The following is a 17,607-nucleotide window of genomic DNA, read 5'->3' as shown; positions in this document are numbered from 1 at the left end:
GTGAACTGATGGGGAGCGCGGGGCAGTTGCCGTTGTCCCGGGTTGAGGGGCGTGAGGGCGAAGGGCCCTCTGCGCCCACGGGGCAGGGGGCCTATTTCGGTATCCTCCAGGCGATTTCAGGTTCGGAACATCTGGTTGGCTGTAGAGATGACTTTTGGTGCGGAAGGGCCGTTCAGGACATTCCTGTGCGGAGGTTTGGGGCATGATCCTGTAGAGATCCGCAACCTTGTTGTGAGAAGGGTCATTTCGCGGTCAGGATCGAGTCATGTTCGGAGCGGTTGAGGCGGGGGCGGCCATGGTCGTACTGCACGGCATGCGGGTGGTTGTTGATCGGGTGAAACGTACGCGGGGGAGGGGGGTGGGTGGAGCGTAGTCAGATGTCGGATACAACTGGCCGGCCGGCCGCGGCGGATGCCGCTCGCCCGCCGGAGGACGAGAGCGACAGAAGCGGCGACATGGCCGGATCCTTCGGTCTGTCCCAGGTGCCGCTGGCCCGCGCGCTGACCGACCGGCTGCAGGGCGGGCGCCGGGCGCGCCCGCGCCCGGGGAAGGACGGCCGGCGGGCGGAGAACGATGCCCCGTGTCCGGAGAGCGATGCCCCGGGCCCAGAGGCGGATGGCTCACGCGCGGAGGTCGATGGCTTGCGCGCGGAGGCCGATGGCTTGCGCGCGGAGGCCGATGTCGGCGCGCACCACAGCGGAGCGGTCCCGCAGCCGTTAACACCGCCCGACGGCGGCCCCGAGCGGCCCCCGGAGCCCGAGGGCCGCGGCCCGGAGAGCCATGGCCCGGAAGGCCGCGACCTGGAAGGCCGCGACCCCGAAGGCTCTGAGCTCGGCCCGGAAGGCCGTGAGCTCGGCCCCGAAGGGCGCGCCCCAGCAAGCCGTGAGCCCGGCCCGGAAAGCCGCGCCCCCGAAGGCCCCGCCCCGGAGAGCAGCGAGCCCGGCGGACGCGCCGCCCGGCTCGCCCCCGCCCTCCAGCCGACCCAGCCAGCCCGGCCGGGCGGGCCACCCCGGCCGGCCCGGCCACCCCGGCCGGCCCGCCGCCCCGAAGTAACCCGCCCGGCCCGGCCCGCCCGGTCCGCGCGACGCGCGTTGCTGCGCGGCGTGCTCCGCCTCACGCGTACGGTCGCGAGCCAGGTGTTCTTCCTGCAGGTGGCGGTCGTGCTGCTGCTCGCCCTCGCCGCCGGGGCTGCCCTCGTACTGCAGTCCCGGCACGACACCGACCAGGAGGCCCGCCGCCGCTCGCTGGCCGTGGCCGAGGCCTTCGCGAACGCTCCGGGCATCGTCGAGGCGCTGCGCTCCCCCGACCCGACCGCGATCCTCCAGCCGCGCACCGAGCGCGCCCGCAACAGGGCCGGCGTCGACTTCATCGTCGTCCTGACGACGGACGGGATCCGCTACACCCACCCCACAGCGACGGAGATCGGCCGGCACTTCCGCGGGAGCTACCGCGCCGCCGCCGAGGGCGGCACCGTCATGGAGACGTCCACGGGCACGCTCGGCCCCTCCGTACGGGCCGTGGTGCCCGTCACCGACAGCCGGGGCAAGGTCGTCGGCCTGGTCGCGGCCGGGATCACCGTGAAGAAGGTGAGCGGCGCGGTCGACCGGCAGCTGCCGATCCTCCTCGGCGGTGTCGCCGCCGCCCTCACGCTGGCCACGGGCGGCACGGCGCTGGTGAGCAGGCGGCTGCGGCGGCAGACCCACGGTCTGGACCCGGGTGAGATGACCCGGATGTACGAGCACCATGACGCGGTGCTGCACGCCGTACGGGAGGGCGTGCTGATCGTCGACGGGGACCGGCGGCTGATGCTGGCCAACGACGAGGCGCGCCGGCTGTTCGACCTGCCGCCGGACGCCGAGGGGCGCCCCGTCGCCGACCTCGGCCTCGACGCGAGCACGGCCGAGCTGCTGGTGTCGGGCCGCACCGCCACCGACGAGGTGCACAAGGCGGGGGAGCGGCTGCTGACCGTCAGCCACCGGCCGACCGACAGCAACGGCGGTCCGCCCGGCAGCGTCGCGACGCTCCGGGACACCACCGAGCTGCGCGCGCTGTCCGGCAAGGTCGATCTGGCGCGCAAGCGGCTGAAGCTGCTGTACGACGCGGGCCTGCGGATCGGCACCACGCTGGATGTGGTGCGCACGGCCCAGGAGCTGACCGAGTACGCGGTGGAACGGTTCGCCGACTACGTGGCGGTGGACCTGGTGGACCCGGTGCTGCGCGGCGAGGAGCCGACGGGCGCGGCGACGGGCAGCGGCGCCACGGCGCGCACCTCGCTGCGCCGCACCGCACTCAGCGGCATCCGCGAGGACGTACCGCTGTATCCGCTGGGCGGGCTGATCCGCTACGGCCCGGCCACGCCCCAGGCCAAGGGCTACGCCAGCGGGGAGGCGACGGTGGAGGCCGTGCTCGGTGACTTCACCGGGTGGCAGGCGCACGACCCGGAGCGGGCGCGGCGGATCGTCGACGGCGGCATCCACTCCATGATCGCGGTCCCGCTGCGCGCCCGGGGCGTCGTCCTGGGCATGGCCACGTTCATGCGCTCGGAAAAGCCCGAGCCCTTCGAGGAGGACGATGTCTCTCTCGCGGAGGAGCTGGTCGCCCGGGCCGCGGTGTCCATCGACAATGCCCGGCGGTATACGCGGGAGCACACGATGGCGGTGACGTTGCAGCGCAGTCTGTTGCCGCAGGTGCTGCCGGAGCAGAGTGCGCTGGATGTGGCGTACCGGTATCTGCCGGCGGAGTCGGGGGTGGGGGGTGACTGGTTCGATGTGATTCCGCTGCCGGGGGCTCGGGTGGCGCTGGTGGTGGGTGATGTGGTCGGGCACGGGCTGCACGCGGCGGCCACGATGGGGCGGCTGCGTACGGCCGTGCACAACTTCTCCACCCTCGACCTGCCGCCCGACGAGATCCTCTCCCACCTGGACGATCTGATCGCCCGGATCGACCAGGACGAGACCTCGGAGAGCCTGGAGGGCGGCGGTGTGATCATCGGCGCCACCTGTCTGTACGCGATCTACGACCCGGTGTCCCGGCGCTGCACGATGGCCCGGGCCGGACATCCGCCGCCCGCGGTGGTCGCCCCGGACGGCTCGGTGGAGTTCCCCGAGGTGCCCGCCGGGCCGCCGCTGGGCCTGGGCGGCCTGCCGTTCGAGACGGTGGAGCTGCAGCTGCCCGAGGGCAGCCACCTCGCCCTCTACACCGACGGGCTGGTCGAGAAGCGCGACCGGGACATCGAGGAGGGCCTGGAGCTGCTGCGCGCCTCCCTCTCCCACGCCGGGCGGACGCCGGAGGAGACCTGTACGGCGGTGCTCGCCGAGATGCTGCCGGACACCCCCAGCGACGACATCGCGCTGATCGTCGCGTGTACGCGGGTGCTGGAGCCGGAGCGGATCGCGGACTGGGAGGTCCCGTCGGAACCGGCCCTGGTCTCCGCGGTGCGCGCCGCCGTGGCGGCGCGGCTGGTCGAGTGGGACCTCGGCGACGTCGCGTTCACCACCGAGCTCATCCTCAGCGAGCTGATCACGAACGCCATCCGGTACGCGACCGGGCCGATCCGGGTGCGGCTGCTGTGCGACCGCAGCCTGATCTGCGAGGTGTCCGACACCAGCAGCACCTCGCCGCATCTGCGGTACGCGGCGACGGAGGACGAGGGCGGGCGCGGGCTGTTCCTCGTCTCGCGGTTCGCCGACCGGTGGGGGACGAGGTACACGGCGGAGGGCAAGGTCATCTGGACGGAGCAGACGCTGCCGGAGCGCGGCAAGCGGCGGGGATAGGGCGGGGATAGGGGGCAGGGCGGTCTGCCCGGCTCCGTGGCCCTCCGTGGCCCCAACGCACGACGGGCTTGATCCGGTCAGTCGGATCAAGCCCGTCGAAGCCCGTAGAGGTGTATCGGCGCTACTTCACCGGCGTAGGCTCCGGCTCCTGTGCCGTCTCGCCGTCGTCCTCCGGCTCGGCGGGGGTCTTGACGGAGTCGAGCAGCAGCTGGGCGACGTCCACGACCTGCAGCGACTCCTTCGCGGTCCCATCGTTCTTCTTGCCGTTGACGGAGTCGGTCAGCATGACGAGGCAGAACGGGCAGGCGGTGGAGACGATGTCCGGGTTGAGGGACAGCGCCTCGTCCACGCGCTCGTTGTTGATGCGCTTGCCGATGCGCTCTTCCATCCACATCCGGGCGCCGCCCGCGCCGCAGCAGAAGCCGCGCTCCTTGTGGCGGTGCATCTCCTCGTTCCGCAGCCCCGGCACCTTGGCGATGATCTCGCGCGGCGGAGTGTAGACCTTGTTGTGGCGGCCCAGGTAACACGGGTCGTGGTAGGTGATGAGCCCCTCGACCGGGGTGACCGGGATCAGCTTGCCCTCGTCGACGAGGTGCTGGAGCAGCTGGGTGTGGTGGATCACCTCGTAGTGGCCGCCGAGCTGCGGGTACTCGTTCGCGATGGTGTTGAAGCAGTGCGGGCAGGTCGCGACGATCTTCTTCTTGGCCTTCTCGACGACGACGCCTTCCTCAGCGTCCTCGCCGAAGGCCATGTTCAGCATCTCGACGTTCTGCTGGCCGAGCTGCTGGAAGAGGAATTCATTGCCGAGGCGGCGGGCGGAGTCGCCGGTGCACGCCTCGTCGCCGCCCATGATCGCGAACTTGACGCCCGCGATGTGCAGCAGCTCCGCGAAGGCCTTGGTGGTCTTCTTCGCGCGGTCCTCCAGCGCGCCCGCGCAGCCGACCCAGTACAGGTAGTCGACCTCGGAAAGGTCCTCGATGTCCTTGCCGACGACCGGGACCTCGAACTCGACTTCCTTGGTCCATGCCAGCCGCTGCTTCTTGGCCAGGCCCCAGGGGTTGCCCTTCTTCTCCAGGTTCTTGAGCATCGTGCCCGCCTCGGACGGGAACGAGGACTCGATCATCACCTGGTAGCGGCGCATGTCCACGATGTGGTCGACGTGCTCGATGTCGACGGGGCACTGCTCGACGCACGCGCCGCAGGTGGTGCAGGACCACAGCACATCCGGGTCGATGACGCCGTTCTCTTCGAGCGTGCCGATCAGCGGGCGCTCGGCCTCGGCCAGGGCCGCCTTCGGGACGTCCCTGAGCTGTTCCTCGGACGCCTTCTCCTCGCCCTCGGCACTCTTCCCGCCGCCCGCGAGCAGATACGGCGCCTTGGCGTGCGAGTGGTCGCGCAGCGACATGATCAGCAGCTTCGGCGAGAGCGGCTTGCCGGTGTTCCAGGCGGGGCACTGCGACTGGCAGCGGCCGCACTCGGTGCAGGTGGAGAAGTCGAGCAGGCCCTTCCAGGAGAAGTGCTCGATCTGCGAGACGCCGAACTGGTCGTCCTCGCCCGGGTCCTCGAAGTCGATCGGCTTGCCGTCCGAGACCATCGGCTGCAGCGCGCCGAGCGCCACCTCTCCGCTCGACTCGCGCTTGAACCAGATGTTGGGGAAGGCCAGGAAGCGGTGCCAGGCGATGCTCATGTCGATGTTCGTGGAGACAGTGATCATCCAGACCATCGTCGTGCCGAGCTTGATCATCGCGAACAGGTAGGTGAGGTTCTGCACCGTGCCGATGCTGAGGCTCTTGAAGAGCAGCACCAGCGGATACGAGGCGAAGTACTCCGGTTCGTAGGAGTCGACGTGGTGCAGCACGCCTTCCGTGCCGCGCAGCGCCATGATCGCCAGGCCGATGATGAGGATGACGTACTCGACGAAGTACGCCTGCCAGGCCGTGGAGCCGGCGAACCGCGACTTGCGGCCGGCCCGGCCGGGCAGGTTCAGCAGCCGGATCACGATCAGGGTCGCGATGCCGAGCGTGGTCATCGTGCCGATGAACTCGATGTACAGCTCGTAGGGGAGGAAGCCGCCGAGGACCGGCAGGGTCCAGTCCGCCTGGAAGAGCTGGCCGTAGGCGTTGATGATGGTCGGCGGCAGGGTCAGGAAGCCGACCGCGACGAACCAGTGGGCGACGCCGACGATGCCCCACTTGTTCATGCGGGTGTGCGCCAGGAACTCCTTCACCAGCGTCACGCTGCGCTGATAGGGGTTGTCGGTCCGGGTGCCCGCCGGCGCCGGCGCGCCGAGCTTGAAGAAGCGCACGAACTGCGCGATGGCGCGGCCGAGCAGGGCAACGCCGACCGCGGTGAGGACCAGCGACACGATGATCGCGGCGAGTTGCATGGGGGCTCCTCGAACCTGCGAGAGCGGAATTACTAAGCAGTAACTTATCGGGTCTTGACCGAGATTACCCGGGGAAGCGGTGGCCCATGTAGTCGACCGGCCGGTGATCTGTGTCGCTTGCCTGCGTCGATAGGGGTTGCGCCCTCCCTTCCTCCTCCTCTTGTCCGTGTCCTGTCTATAAGCGCCACATAAAAGTTGAGTCGGCGAGACTCAGGTCTGTTGACACGGTGAAGTCGATCATGCACTCTTGAGTCTGTTCCACTCAATGCTGTGTAGTTGGAGGATTGCGAAATGGCTCGTGCGGTCGGCATCGACCTGGGTACGACGAACTCCGTCGTCAGTGTGCTCGAAGGCGGTGAGCCCACCGTCATCACCAACGCCGAGGGCGCCAGGACCACGCCGTCCGTCGTCGCCTTCGCCAAGAACGGCGAGGTCCTGGTCGGTGAGGTCGCCAAGCGCCAGGCGGTGACCAACGTGGACCGGACCATCCGGTCGGTCAAGCGCCACATGGGCACCGACTGGCAGATCAACCTCGACGGCAAGAACTTCAACCCGCAGCAGATGAGCGCCTTCATTCTGCAGAAGCTCAAGCGGGACGCCGAGTCGTACCTGGGTGAGAAGGTCGCGGACGCGGTCATCACCGTCCCGGCGTACTTCAACGACGCCGAGCGCCAGGCCACCAAGGAGGCCGGTGAGATCGCGGGCCTCAACGTCCTGCGTATCGTCAACGAGCCTACCGCCGCCGCCCTCGCCTACGGGCTCGAGAAGGACGACCAGACCATCCTGGTCTTCGACCTCGGCGGCGGCACCTTCGACGTCTCGCTGCTGGAGATCGGCGACGGCGTGGTGGAGGTCAAGGCCACCAACGGTGACAACCACCTCGGTGGTGACGACTGGGACCAGCGCGTCGTCGACTACCTGGTCAAGCAGTTCAACAACGGCCACGGCGTCGACCTGGCCAAGGACAAGATGGCCCTGCAGCGCCTCCGCGAGGCCGCTGAGAAGGCGAAGATCGAGCTCTCCAGCTCGACCGAGACCACCATCAACCTGCCCTACATCACGGCGTCCGCCGAGGGCCCGCTGCACCTGGACGAGAAGCTCACCCGCGCCCAGTTCCAGCAGCTGACCAGCGACCTGCTCGAGCGCTGCAAGGTCCCCTTCCACAACGTGATCAAGGACGCGGGCATCGCCCTCTCCGAGATCGACCACGTGGTCCTGGTCGGCGGCTCGACCCGCATGCCCGCCGTCGCCGAGCTCGTCAAGGAGCTGACCGGCGGCAAGGAGGCCAACAAGGGCGTCAACCCGGACGAGGTCGTCGCCATCGGCGCCTCGCTCCAGGCCGGTGTCCTCAAGGGTGAGGTCAAGGACGTCCTGCTGCTGGACGTCACCCCGCTGTCCCTCGGCATCGAGACCAAGGGCGGCATCATGACCAAGCTGATCGAGCGCAACACGACCATTCCGACCAAGCGCTCGGAGATCTTCACCACGGCCGAGGACAACCAGCCCTCCGTGCAGATCCAGGTCTACCAGGGCGAGCGCGAGATCGCGGCGTACAACAAGAAGCTCGGCATGTTCGAGCTGACCGGCCTGCCGCCGGCCCCGCGCGGCGTGCCGCAGATCGAGGTCACCTTCGACATCGACGCCAACGGCATCATGCACGTCGGAGCCAAGGACCTCGGCACCGGCAAGGAGCAGAAGATGACCGTCACCGGCGGCTCCGCGCTGCCGAAGGACGACATCGACCGCATGATGCGCGAGGCCGAGCAGTACGCGGAGGAGGACCACAAGCGCCGCGAGGCCGCCGAGACCCGCAACCAGGCCGAGCAGCTGGTCTATCAGACCGAGAAGTTCCTCAAGGACAACGAGGACAAGGTCCCCGGCGACGTCAAGACCGAGGTCGAGGAAGCGCTCGGCGAGCTGAAGGAGAAGCTCAAGGGCGACGACACCGCCGAGATCCGCACCGCCACCGAGAAGGTCGCGGCCGTCAGCCAGAAGCTGGGCCAGGCGCTCTACGCCAACGCCCAGGCGGACGGCGCGGGCGCGGCGGGTGCGGCGGGTGCGGCCGGCGACGGCCAGGCCAAGGCCGACGACGACGTCGTGGACGCCGAGATCGTGGACGACGAGAAGGCTGACAAGGGTCGGGGTGGTGCCGCGTGACGGAGGAGACCCCGGGCTTCGAGGAGCAGCCCGACGTCCCCTCCGAGGCCGCACAGACCCCTGACGATGCGGCCAAAGGTGGTGCCGGGTCCGCCGACAAGGCGGGCCCGGCAGCCCCCGCAGGGGACCTCGAGCAGGTGGCCATGCAGGCCCAGCTGGACCAGGTCCGTACCGCGCTCAACGAGCGGACGGCCGACCTCCAGCGGCTCCAGGCGGAGTACCAGAACTACCGGCGCCGGGTCGAGCGGGACCGGGTCACGGTCAAGGAGATCGCCGTGGCGAACCTCCTGACCGAGCTGCTGCCCGTGCTCGACGACATCGGCCGCGCCCGTGACCACGGCGAGCTCGTCGGCGGCTTCAAGTCCGTCGCCGAATCGCTGGAGGCGGTCGCGGGGAAGATGGGCCTCCAGCAGTTCGGCACGGAGGGCGAGCCCTTCGACCCGCTGGTGCACGAGGCCCTGATGCACTCGTACGCGCCGGACGTCACCGAAACCACGTGCGTGCAGATTCTGCAGCCGGGGTATCGAATCGGCGAGCGTACGATCCGCCCGGCGCGGGTCGCGGTCGCCGAGCCCCAGCCGGGTGCCCAGCCCAAGGGGGACGAGACGCCGGACGAGGAGAGCGGTGGCCCGGACGAGGGCTGACGTGACAGCGATGGCAGGAGAGGAGGGACGTCGAGGATGAGCACCAAGGACTTCGTGGAGAAGGACTACTACAAAGTCCTCGGCGTCCCCAAGGACGCCACCGAGGCGGAGATCAAGAAGGCGTACCGGAAGCTCGCCCGCGAGTTCCACCCGGACGCCAACAAGGGCGACGCCAAGGCCGAGGAGCGCTTCAAGGAGATCTCCGAGGCGAACGACGTCCTGGGCGACCCCAAGCGGCGCAAGGAGTACGACGAGGCGCGCGCCCTGTTCGGCACCGGCGGATTCCGCCCGGGGCCGGGCGCGGGCGGCACCGGCAGCTTCAACTTCGACCTGGGCGACCTCTTCGGCGGCGCCCAGCCCGGAGGCGGCGGCGCGGGCGGCTTCGGCGGCGGCCTCGGGGACGTCTTCGGCGGCCTCTTCAACCGCGGCACCTCCACCCGGGCCCAGCCGCGCCGCGGCCAGGACATCGAGAACGAGGTGACGCTGAGCTTCACCGAGGCGGTGGAGGGGGCCACGGTCCCGCTGCGGATCCCCAGCCCCGCGCCGTGCAAGGCCTGCTCGGGCACCGGCGACAAGAACGGCACCCCGCGTGTGTGCCCGACCTGCGTCGGCACCGGCCAGGTCAGCCGCGGCGGCGGGGGCGGCTTCTCGCTCACCGACCCGTGCGTGGACTGCCGCGGCCGCGGCCTGATCGCACAGAACCCCTGCGAGGTGTGCAAGGGCAGCGGCCGGGCCAGCAGCGCCCGCTCCATGCAGGTCCGGATCCCCGCGGGCGTCAGCGACGGCCAGCGGATCCGGCTGCGCGGCAAGGGCGCCCCGGGCGAGACCGGCGGGCCGGCCGGCGACCTGTATGTGGTGGTCCATGTGGCCCCCCACCCGGTCTTCGGCCGCAAGGGCGACAACCTCACCATCACCGTGCCCGTCACCCTCCCGGAGGCGGCACTCGGCGGCGAGATCAAGGTCCCCACGCTCGGCGGTCCCCCGGTCACCCTGAAGCTGCCGGCCGGCACGCCCAACGGCCGCACGATGCGCGCCCGCGGCAAGGGCGCCGTGCGCAAGGACGGCACCCGCGGCGACCTCCTGGTCACCGTCGAGGTCACCGTCCCCAAGGACCTCAGCGACAAGGCGCGCGAGGCGCTGGAGTCGTACCGGGAGGCGACCGCGGGGGAGGACCCGCGGGCGGAGCTGTTCCAGTCCGCGAAGGGAGCGTGACCCGATGGAGATGTATGGCCGAGGGCCCGGAGGCCCAGGAGGGCCCGGAGGCAGGGGCGGTACGGGCGGGGCCAGGAGCCGCAACCCGTACGAGCTGACCGACGAGTCCCCGGTGTACGTCATCTCGGTCGCCGCCCAGCTCTCCGGGCTGCACCCCCAGACCCTGCGCCAGTACGACCGGCTGGGCCTGGTCTCCCCCGACCGCACGGCCGGCCGCGGGCGCCGCTACTCCGCCCGCGACATCCAGCTGCTCCGCCAGGTGCAGCAGCTTTCCCAGGACGAGGGCATCAACCTCGCCGGCATCAAGCGCATCATCGAACTGGAGAACCAGGTCGCGGCCCTGCAGGAGCGCGTCGCCGAACTCCAGTCCGCGGTCGAGGGCGCGGCCGCGGCGATGCAACAGCGCGAAGCCGCGGTCCACGCCTCCTACCGCCGCGACCTGGTCCCCTACGACCAGGTCCGGCAGACCAGCGCGCTGGTGGTGTGGCGGCCGAAGCCCAAGCGGCCGGAGTAGCCTCCGGCCCCGCCCCGGCCTCACCCCATCGAGTGGCCCGGTGACCGATCCGTCGGTCGTCGGGCCTCTTTTCTGCCAGCGTGAGGGGTTGTCCGTGCCGCACGGACGCTCCTGGCCCACACTTGAGGAGGAGGTGCTGCGCCATGACCGCTCTCGCCCACGAGGCGCCTACGACGATGGAGGTGCCTGAGGACATGCTTCCCACCGAACTTGGTCTCGATGAGGCCCTGTGGCAGGCGTGGAAGTCTCTGGAACTCCCTGAGGGCTTTCGCGCGGAGATTGTCGAGGGGTTCATCGAGGTGTCGCCGACCGGACGTTTTAGCCATGGTCTGACCATCAATCGACTGCGCCGTGCCGTCGAGAGACACCTGGACGAGACTGATTTCGCCGCGTACCACGACATGAATGTCATCCACGGCATGAAGGTGTTGATCCCTGATGTGTTCGTAGCGCCCAGAGACGCCGAAGAGGGCCGGACCGAAGACGGCCTGGGCTTCACCGCCTCCACCGTGAAGCTCGTCGTCGAAGTCGTCTCCCCCGGCCACGAGAACCAGCAGCGCGACCGGGTCCGCAAGCGCCGCGCCTACGCACGCGCGGGCATCCCCGTCTACGTTCTGATCGACGACTACGACAACCACGGCACGGTGACCGTGCTGACCTCCCCCTCCCCGGGGGAGGAGACGTACGCCGCCTCCATCCGTGTTCCGTACGGCACCGAGGTGCAGATCCCGGAGGGCCCGGTGAAGGGCTTCGCGATCACGGAGGACATCACCGGCCCGCGTCTGACGTGACGGCGCACGGGTCCTGACTCCCGTCGCCGGGTCGGTGGCGGGAGTGCGCTGAGCCGTCGTCATAATCACCGGCATGCGGTTCGGAATCCTGGGCGAGATCCGGGCGTGGCGCGACGACGGGGCCGAGGCCGCGCTGGGCGGGCCGGCCCGACGGGCGTTGCTGGCGCTGCTGCTGGTCCGTCCCGGAGAGGTCGTGTCGATCGACCGGCTGGCCGACGAACTCGACCCGGGCGGAGCGCTGTCGGCGCACGCGCTGCAGTCGCAGGTGTCCAGGCTGCGCACTGCCCTGGGCCCGGCGGCGGCGATCGAGCGGGCCGGAGCGGGCTACCGGATCGTGGTGGCGCCCGATGACGTGGACGCCTGCCGGTTCGAGCGGCTGGCCCGGGAGGGCCGGGCCGCGCTGGGCGACGGTGACCCCGGGCGGGCGGTCGCGCTGCTGCGCGAGGCGCTGGAGCTGTGGCGGGGGCCCGCGTTGGCCGAGGTCGACGGGGGCGAGACGGCCCGGTCCGCCGCCGTGCGGCTGGAGGAGCTCCGGCTCGGGGCGCTCGAGGACCGGGTCGAGGGCGAGCTGCGGCTCGGCGAGCATCGCGCGGCCGTACCGGAGTTGCGTGAGCTGGTCGGCCGCCATCCGCTCAGGGAGCGGCCGGCGGGGCTGCTGATGCGCGCGCTGTTCGCGGAGGGCGGGCAGGCCGAGGCGCTGGTGGTGTTCGAGGAGACCAGGAGGCGCCTGGCCGAGGAACTGGGCGCCGATCCCTCGGCCGAACTCGCCGCGCTGCACCGGGAGCTGCTGAGCGCCGACCCGTCGCCCTCGCCCGTCGCGCCGCCCGCCCAGCTGACGTCCTTCGTGGGCCGGGCCGAGGAGCTGACCGAAATCGCCGAGCTGTTGCGGGTGGCCCGGCTGGTCACGCTGGTCGGGCCGGGCGGGGTCGGCAAGACCCGGCTGTCGGTGGAGGTCGCGGGGGTCGCGGAGGGCGAGGTGTGCTTCGTGGAGCTGGCTCCGCTGCGCGACGGCGCGGGCCTGCCCCAGGCGCTGCTGGCCGCGCTCGGCCTGCGCGGGAACGGGCTCCAGCCGGGAGGCGGCCCCCACACGCCGGTAGACCGTCTGATCGCCGCGCTGTCGGGCCGGATGCTGCTGCTCGTCCTCGACAACTGCGAGCACGTCGTCGAGGAGGCCGCCGCGCTGGCGGCGCGGCTGCTCGCGACCTGCCCGCGGCTGCGCGTCCTGGCGACGGGCCGGGAGCCGCTCGGCGTCATCGGCGAGAACGTCCGGCAGGTGCGGCCGCTCGACGACGAGGCGGCGGTACGTCTGTTCACCGACCGGGCCGGCGCGGTGCGGCGCGGCTTCACCGCCGACCCCCGGCTCGTCCGGCGCGTCTGCGCCGCCCTCGACGATCTGCCGCTGGCCATCGAACTCGCGGCGGCTCGGCTGCGCACGCTGGACCTCGACGACCTCGCGGGTCGGCTGGACGACCGGCTCGGGGTCGCGGCCCGTGGCAGCCGTACTGCCGACGGGCGGCACCGGACGCTGCGTTCGGTGGTCGCCTGGAGCTGGGACCTGCTCTCGGAGCCCGAGCAACGCGCCGCGCGCCGTTTCACGGTCTTCGCCGGCGGCGCGACGGCCGAGGCCGCGCTGCGGGTGTGCGGCACGGAGGGCGAGACACTGGAGTCGCTGGCCGACAAGTCGCTGTTGGAGGCCGCGGGCGGCGGGCGCTACCGCATGCTGGAGACGATCCGCGCGTACGGCGCCGAGCGGTTGGACGAGGCGGGCGAACGCCAGTCGGCACGGCACGCCCACGCCCGGTATTTCCTGGACCTGGCCCGGACCGCCGACCCGCACCTGCGCCGGGCCGAGCAGCTGGAGTGGCTGCGGGTCCTCGCGGCCGAGCACGACAACCTGCTGGCGGCCCTGCGCTGGGCGGTTGAGACTACGGACCTCGCGACGGCCCTGGAACTGCTCGCCTCGGCCTCGACCTACCTGTGGATCCGCGGCGCCTCCGCCTCGGTCGCCCCGTACGCGATCACGCTGCTCGACATGGTCGGCGACACGGCCCCGGAGGGGCTCGGCGAGGAGTACGCGATCTGCGTGCTGCTCGCGGCGTCCGGCACCGCCGGACGACCCGTCTGGCGGCGGCATCGCGCGGCGGCCGAGAAGGCGCTGGCCGCCGCCTGGCCGGGCACCCGCGCGGGCCGCTACCCGGCCGCTCTGCTCCTGTGGCTGATGCGGAACGCGTCCGGGACCGACCCGCGGAGCGCCTTCGCGCTCGTGTCGTCCCAACGCGACTGCCCCGAACCGTGGGCACGGGCGGTCGCCCGGTACGTGTCGGGATTCGGGTCGCTCGGCGAGGGAGACGCCGAGGCGGGCGAGCGCGCCCTCGTCACGGCCGCCGAGGGGTTCCGCTCGCTCGGTGACCGCTGGGGCACCGCGCTGGCCCTGGACGTGCTGGCCGGCCTCGCGGGCGGGCGGGGCGACCGTGCGCGGGCCATCGCGCTGACCGACGAGGCCCTCGCCCTCACCGGAGAGCTGGGGGCCCTGGAGGACAGCGCCGACCTGCTGGTCAACCGCGGCGACCACCTCGACGACCCGGCGGCGGCCCACGCCGACTACGCGAGCGCCGCCGACCTGGCCCGCCGCGCCGGCAGCCCGACCTGCCTGGGGGCGGCCCTGCGCGGGCTCGGGGACATCGCGCTGCGGGAGGGAGAGCTGGCCGAGGCGGAACGGCTCTACGGGGAGGCCCTGCAACGCATCGATCCGCACTGGGTCAAGAGCCTCGGCAACCGGGTGCGGACACTCGCCGGACTCGGCCTCGTCGCCGAGGCGCGCGGCGACCGGCCGACGGCCCGGAAGCGCTACCGGGAGGCGGCCGAGGCCGCGGGAGACCCGGACAGGCTCCGCCTGATGGGCCTCCCCCAGCCCGTCGTCGAGGCGGTGAGCGAGCGGTGAGCCCCCGGTGAGCCCTCCCGGACAAGCTCTCCGCCATGAAGAACAACAACGCACCGAAGAACCTTGACGTCCTGATCTCAGGCGCCTCCATCGCCGGCCCCGCGCTCGCCTACTGGCTCCACCGGCACGGCTTCAACCCCACCCTCGTGGAACGCGCCCCCGCCCTGCGCGACGGCGGCTACGCCGTCGACTTCCGGGGCGAGGCGCACCTGTCGATCCTCCGCCGCATGGGCGTCCTGGACGACCTGGAGCGGGCCCGCACCGGCATGGGCTCCATGTCGTACGTCAACGGCGCGGGAAAGCCGGTGGCCGAGATGCCCGCCGACCTGTTCGCCGGGGACCTCGAGATCCTCCGCGGCGACCTGTCCCGCATCCTCTACGACGCCACCAAGGAACACACCGAATACCTCTTCGGAGACTCCATCGCCTCGCTCACCGAGGACCCCCACGGTGTGACCGTCACCTTCGAACGCGCCGCGCCGCGCAGGTTCGACCTGGTCATCGGCGCCGACGGGCTGCATTCCAACACCCGCCGCCTGGCCTTCGGCCCCGAGGAACAGTTCGTCAAGCACCTCGGCGTGCACTGCGCCATCTTCACCACCGCCAACCACCTCGGCCTCGACCACACCGGCCACGCCTACCGCACCGCGGGCAGGCTCGTCGCGATGTACAGCGCCCGCCACAACACCGAGGCCAAGGCGGTCTTCTACTTCGCCTCACCGCAGCAGGACCTCGACCGCCGCGACGTGGCACGCCAACAGGCGGCCCTCGCCGAGCACTTCACGGGCAACGGCTGGCAGAGCGACCGACTGCTGCACGACATGCGCCACGCGCCCGACTTCTACTTCGACTCCGTCGGCCAGGTCCACATGGACACCTGGACCCGCGGCCGGATCGCCCTGATCGGCGACGCCGCCTACTGCCCCTCCTCCCTCTCGGGCATGGGCTCAGGACTCGCCCTGGTCGGCGCGTACGTCCTCGCCGGCGAACTGGCCGCCGCGCACGGCGACCACCGCGCCGCGTTCGCCCGCTATGAGGAGGAGATGCGCGAGTACGCGAGGGGCTGCCAGAAGATGGGCGACGGCGTCGCCAAGCTCATGGTCCCCCGCACCCGTTTTCTCGCCGCGCTTCTCGACCGCTACTACAAGCTCATCCCCTACCTGCCGGGAAAGAACATGGCCGCCAAGATCGCTCGCAAGACCGCCGAGAACATCACCCTGCGCGACTACGACGTCCTCGCCAGGCGCTAGGTGACCGGAGACCGTCAGGAGCCGCCCAGGAACGGCCGTACATGCGGCAGCACATCACCGGCCCGCTTCCAGCCCGCGAGGTGGTCCGCCCCGGGCACGGAGAAGAACCCGGCGCCGAGGCGTTCCGCGACCTCCCGCAACGGCTCGTGCCAGGGATCTTCCGTACCGCTGTACATGAGCATGGGGAGGGTGGCGGACCCCAGCCGCGACGCCAGTTCGCCCTCCCGCGAGAACGCCTCGAAGTTCGCGCGGAAGGCCGCCGGGTCTCCGGCGTCGATGACGGCGGCCTGGGCCGGGTCGCCGGAGGCGGACTGGCTGAGCAGGGCGAACACATCGGTGTCGGCGGGGAGCCCAAAGTGGCGCAGCGCGTGGGCGACGCCGGAGGCGAAGCCCTCGACGGGGTCCCAGGCGCCGATGACCAGGCGGGTGCACCGCTCGGGGGCGTGGATGGCCATCCCGAGCGCGGTCAGGCCGCCCATCGAGTACCCCCAGAAGGCGGCCGATTCCGCCCCGACCTCGTCCAGCACGGAGGTCACCGACTCGACGCGCCGCTCCAGCGCGTACGCGGCGGCCTCGTGCGGGCCGTCGCTGGAACCGAGGCCGAGCGGGTCGATGGCGATCACCGTGTGGGTGGCCTCCAGGACCTCGGTGTAGCCGGCGGCGCGCCAGCTCGCGCCGGTCTGGAACATCCCCGGGTGCAGGACGAGCGGCGGCCCGTCACCGGATATTTCGTAGGAGATCTTGAACCCATGGCTGCGCGCGATCGGCACTTGTAACCCCTCCACCAGGAACGTTACGACTTGTAACGAGCGCCATCCTGAAGCAAGCTCAGACCGTCCGGAAGGAGGCACTTTTATGTCGCAACGGCACACCGGCGTAACGGACCAGCTCACACCCTCTCCCGGCGGGGAGCACACCCACCCGCTGGCCGACTGCCCCCTGCGCGAGGTCCTGGCCCTGATCGGCGACAAGTGGAGCACCCAAGTGCTGGTCCAACTGGGCTCCGGACCAAGCCGGTTCACCGAGCTGGAGCGGGCCATCGAAGGCATCAGTCGCCGCATGCTCACCCTGAGCCTCCGCAGCCTCGAACGCAACGGCCTGATCACCCGCACCGTCCACCCCGACGCGCCGCCCCGCGTGGAGTACGCCACCACCCCGCTGACCGAGGATATCCGCGAACCCCTGGAGGCCCTGGCGGCCTGGGCCGACCGCAACCGACCGGCCATCGCGGCCGCCCGCCGGGCGTACGACACCCATCACGGAGACGACCCTCACCCCGACCGATGAATTCTGCCCGGTCGCGACGTCTGACCTGCTGTCCGAACCATTCACAGTGAGCAGGGAGCACTTTCGATGCACGCAGCCCTCGTGACCCTGACCATCGACCCGGCCCAGGCCCCCGCTGCCGCAGCCGCGCTGATGGACGACATCCTGCCGAGGATCTGCTCGGTGCCCGGCTTCCTCACCGGGCACTGGCTGGAACCCGTCGACGGCCGTGGCTTCTCGATGACCGTCTTCGAGAGCGAGGAGCAGGCCCGTGCGGCCACCCCGCCCGCCGCCGACTGGACGGCACCTGGCGTCACCATCGAGTCCGTGGAGTTCCGCCGCGTGGCCGTCGCCGTCCCCTGACGGCCCTCACTCCCACGACACGGGCGGCGTCCGGCTGATCTCGCACCACACCACCTTGGACGCGGGGCCCCACAGCTCGCCGGTGAGCGGGAAGTGATTCCAGCTGTCGGCGAGCAGCTCCAGCAGATGAAGCCCCCGCCCGCCCTCGCTGTCCGCGCCGACGTCCCGGAGGCCGGGCGGCATCGGGCTGGTGTCCCAGACCGTCATGCGCAGCGTCTCTGATCAGCTAAGCGATCCCATGTGAACCGTAAGGTCCGGCGCGGGTTCTTCCCACCTGGGCGGGGAAGCGTGAGCGTGGAGGTGGAATCCC

General features: G+C 71.1%; 13 protein-coding genes. 10 read left to right on the top strand and 3 right to left on the bottom strand.

The genetic code is table 11. The annotated features are described in order from the left end of the window. Positions 1–455 precede the first annotated feature (455 nt). Positions 456–3,773, top strand: a complete 3,318-nt coding sequence (locus PV419_RS13355) for a SpoIIE family protein phosphatase (protein WP_319688206.1) — start codon at positions 456–458, stop codon at positions 3,771–3,773. A 121-nt stretch (positions 3,774–3,894) separates the two neighbouring features. Here the strand turns inward: PV419_RS13355 and PV419_RS13350 are convergent, their stop codons facing one another. Next, positions 3,895–6,159, bottom strand: coding sequence for a (Fe-S)-binding protein (locus PV419_RS13350; RefSeq protein ID WP_319688205.1), 2,265 nt, complete (start codon positions 6,157–6,159; stop codon positions 3,895–3,897). Positions 6,160–6,450: 291 nt separating this feature from the next. On the opposite strand from PV419_RS13350, the gene dnaK reads away from it, so the two are divergent. The 7 genes from dnaK (at position 6,451) to PV419_RS13315 (ending at position 15,668) form a co-directional block, all read left to right on the top strand. Beyond that, a complete protein-coding gene (gene dnaK / locus PV419_RS13345) occupies positions 6,451–8,316 on the top strand; it encodes a molecular chaperone DnaK (RefSeq protein WP_319688204.1) in 1,866 nt (621 codons plus the stop codon). Next, complete coding sequence (gene grpE, locus PV419_RS13340) at positions 8,313–8,960, top strand: nucleotide exchange factor GrpE (protein ID WP_319688203.1); 648 nt, start codon at positions 8,313–8,315, stop codon at positions 8,958–8,960. The genes dnaK and grpE overlap by 4 nt, the downstream gene beginning before the upstream one ends. A gap of 36 nt (positions 8,961–8,996) precedes the next feature. Continuing rightward, on the top strand, positions 8,997–10,172 hold the full coding sequence (dnaJ, locus tag PV419_RS13335) for a molecular chaperone DnaJ (protein WP_319688202.1): 1,176 nt from the start codon (positions 8,997–8,999) through the stop codon (positions 10,170–10,172). A gap of 10 nt (positions 10,173–10,182) precedes the next feature. After that, a complete protein-coding gene (locus tag PV419_RS13330) occupies positions 10,183–10,686 on the top strand; it encodes a heat shock protein transcriptional repressor HspR (RefSeq protein WP_319689039.1) in 504 nt (167 codons plus the stop codon). 143 nt (positions 10,687–10,829) lie between these two features. Beyond that, positions 10,830–11,477 (top strand): Uma2 family endonuclease, encoded by a 648-nt coding sequence (locus PV419_RS13325; RefSeq protein ID WP_319688201.1) that lies wholly within the window; start codon positions 10,830–10,832, stop codon positions 11,475–11,477. Between the two features lie 73 nt (positions 11,478–11,550). Further along, positions 11,551–14,418: a BTAD domain-containing putative transcriptional regulator gene (locus PV419_RS13320; RefSeq protein ID WP_319688200.1), complete on the top strand. Its 2,868-nt coding sequence runs from the start codon at positions 11,551–11,553 to the stop codon at positions 14,416–14,418. 35 nt (positions 14,419–14,453) lie between these two features. Next, complete coding sequence (locus PV419_RS13315) at positions 14,454–15,668, top strand: FAD-dependent monooxygenase (RefSeq protein WP_319688199.1); 1,215 nt, start codon at positions 14,454–14,456, stop codon at positions 15,666–15,668. Between the two features lie 14 nt (positions 15,669–15,682). On the opposite strand, the gene PV419_RS13310 is transcribed toward PV419_RS13315, so the two are convergent. Next, complete coding sequence (locus PV419_RS13310) at positions 15,683–16,438, bottom strand: alpha/beta fold hydrolase (RefSeq protein ID WP_319688198.1); 756 nt, start codon at positions 16,436–16,438, stop codon at positions 15,683–15,685. Positions 16,439–16,523: 85 nt separating this feature from the next. On the opposite strand from PV419_RS13310, the gene PV419_RS13305 reads away from it, so the two are divergent. Next, entirely contained in the window at positions 16,524–16,955 is a 432-nt protein-coding gene (locus PV419_RS13305; RefSeq protein WP_319688197.1) for a helix-turn-helix domain-containing protein, read from the top strand. A 66-nt stretch (positions 16,956–17,021) separates the two neighbouring features. Continuing rightward, positions 17,022–17,297 carry a hypothetical protein gene (locus PV419_RS13300; RefSeq protein WP_319688196.1) on the top strand — a complete coding sequence of 92 codons (276 nt, stop codon included), beginning with the start codon at positions 17,022–17,024 and terminating at the stop codon, positions 17,295–17,297. A 6-nt stretch (positions 17,298–17,303) separates the two neighbouring features. Here the strand turns inward: PV419_RS13300 and PV419_RS13295 are convergent, their stop codons facing one another. Beyond that, a complete protein-coding gene (locus tag PV419_RS13295; protein WP_319688195.1) occupies positions 17,304–17,504 on the bottom strand; it encodes a hypothetical protein in 201 nt (66 codons plus the stop codon). Between the last annotated feature and the right edge of the window lie 103 nt (positions 17,505–17,607).

It is taken from the genome of Streptomyces sp. ME19-01-6, assembly GCF_033793745.1.
Classification (GTDB): Bacteria; Actinomycetota; Actinomycetes; order Streptomycetales; family Streptomycetaceae; genus Streptomyces.
The sequence above is the reverse complement of the archived record's forward strand: the minus strand, read 5'-3'. Positions and strand labels throughout refer to the sequence as shown.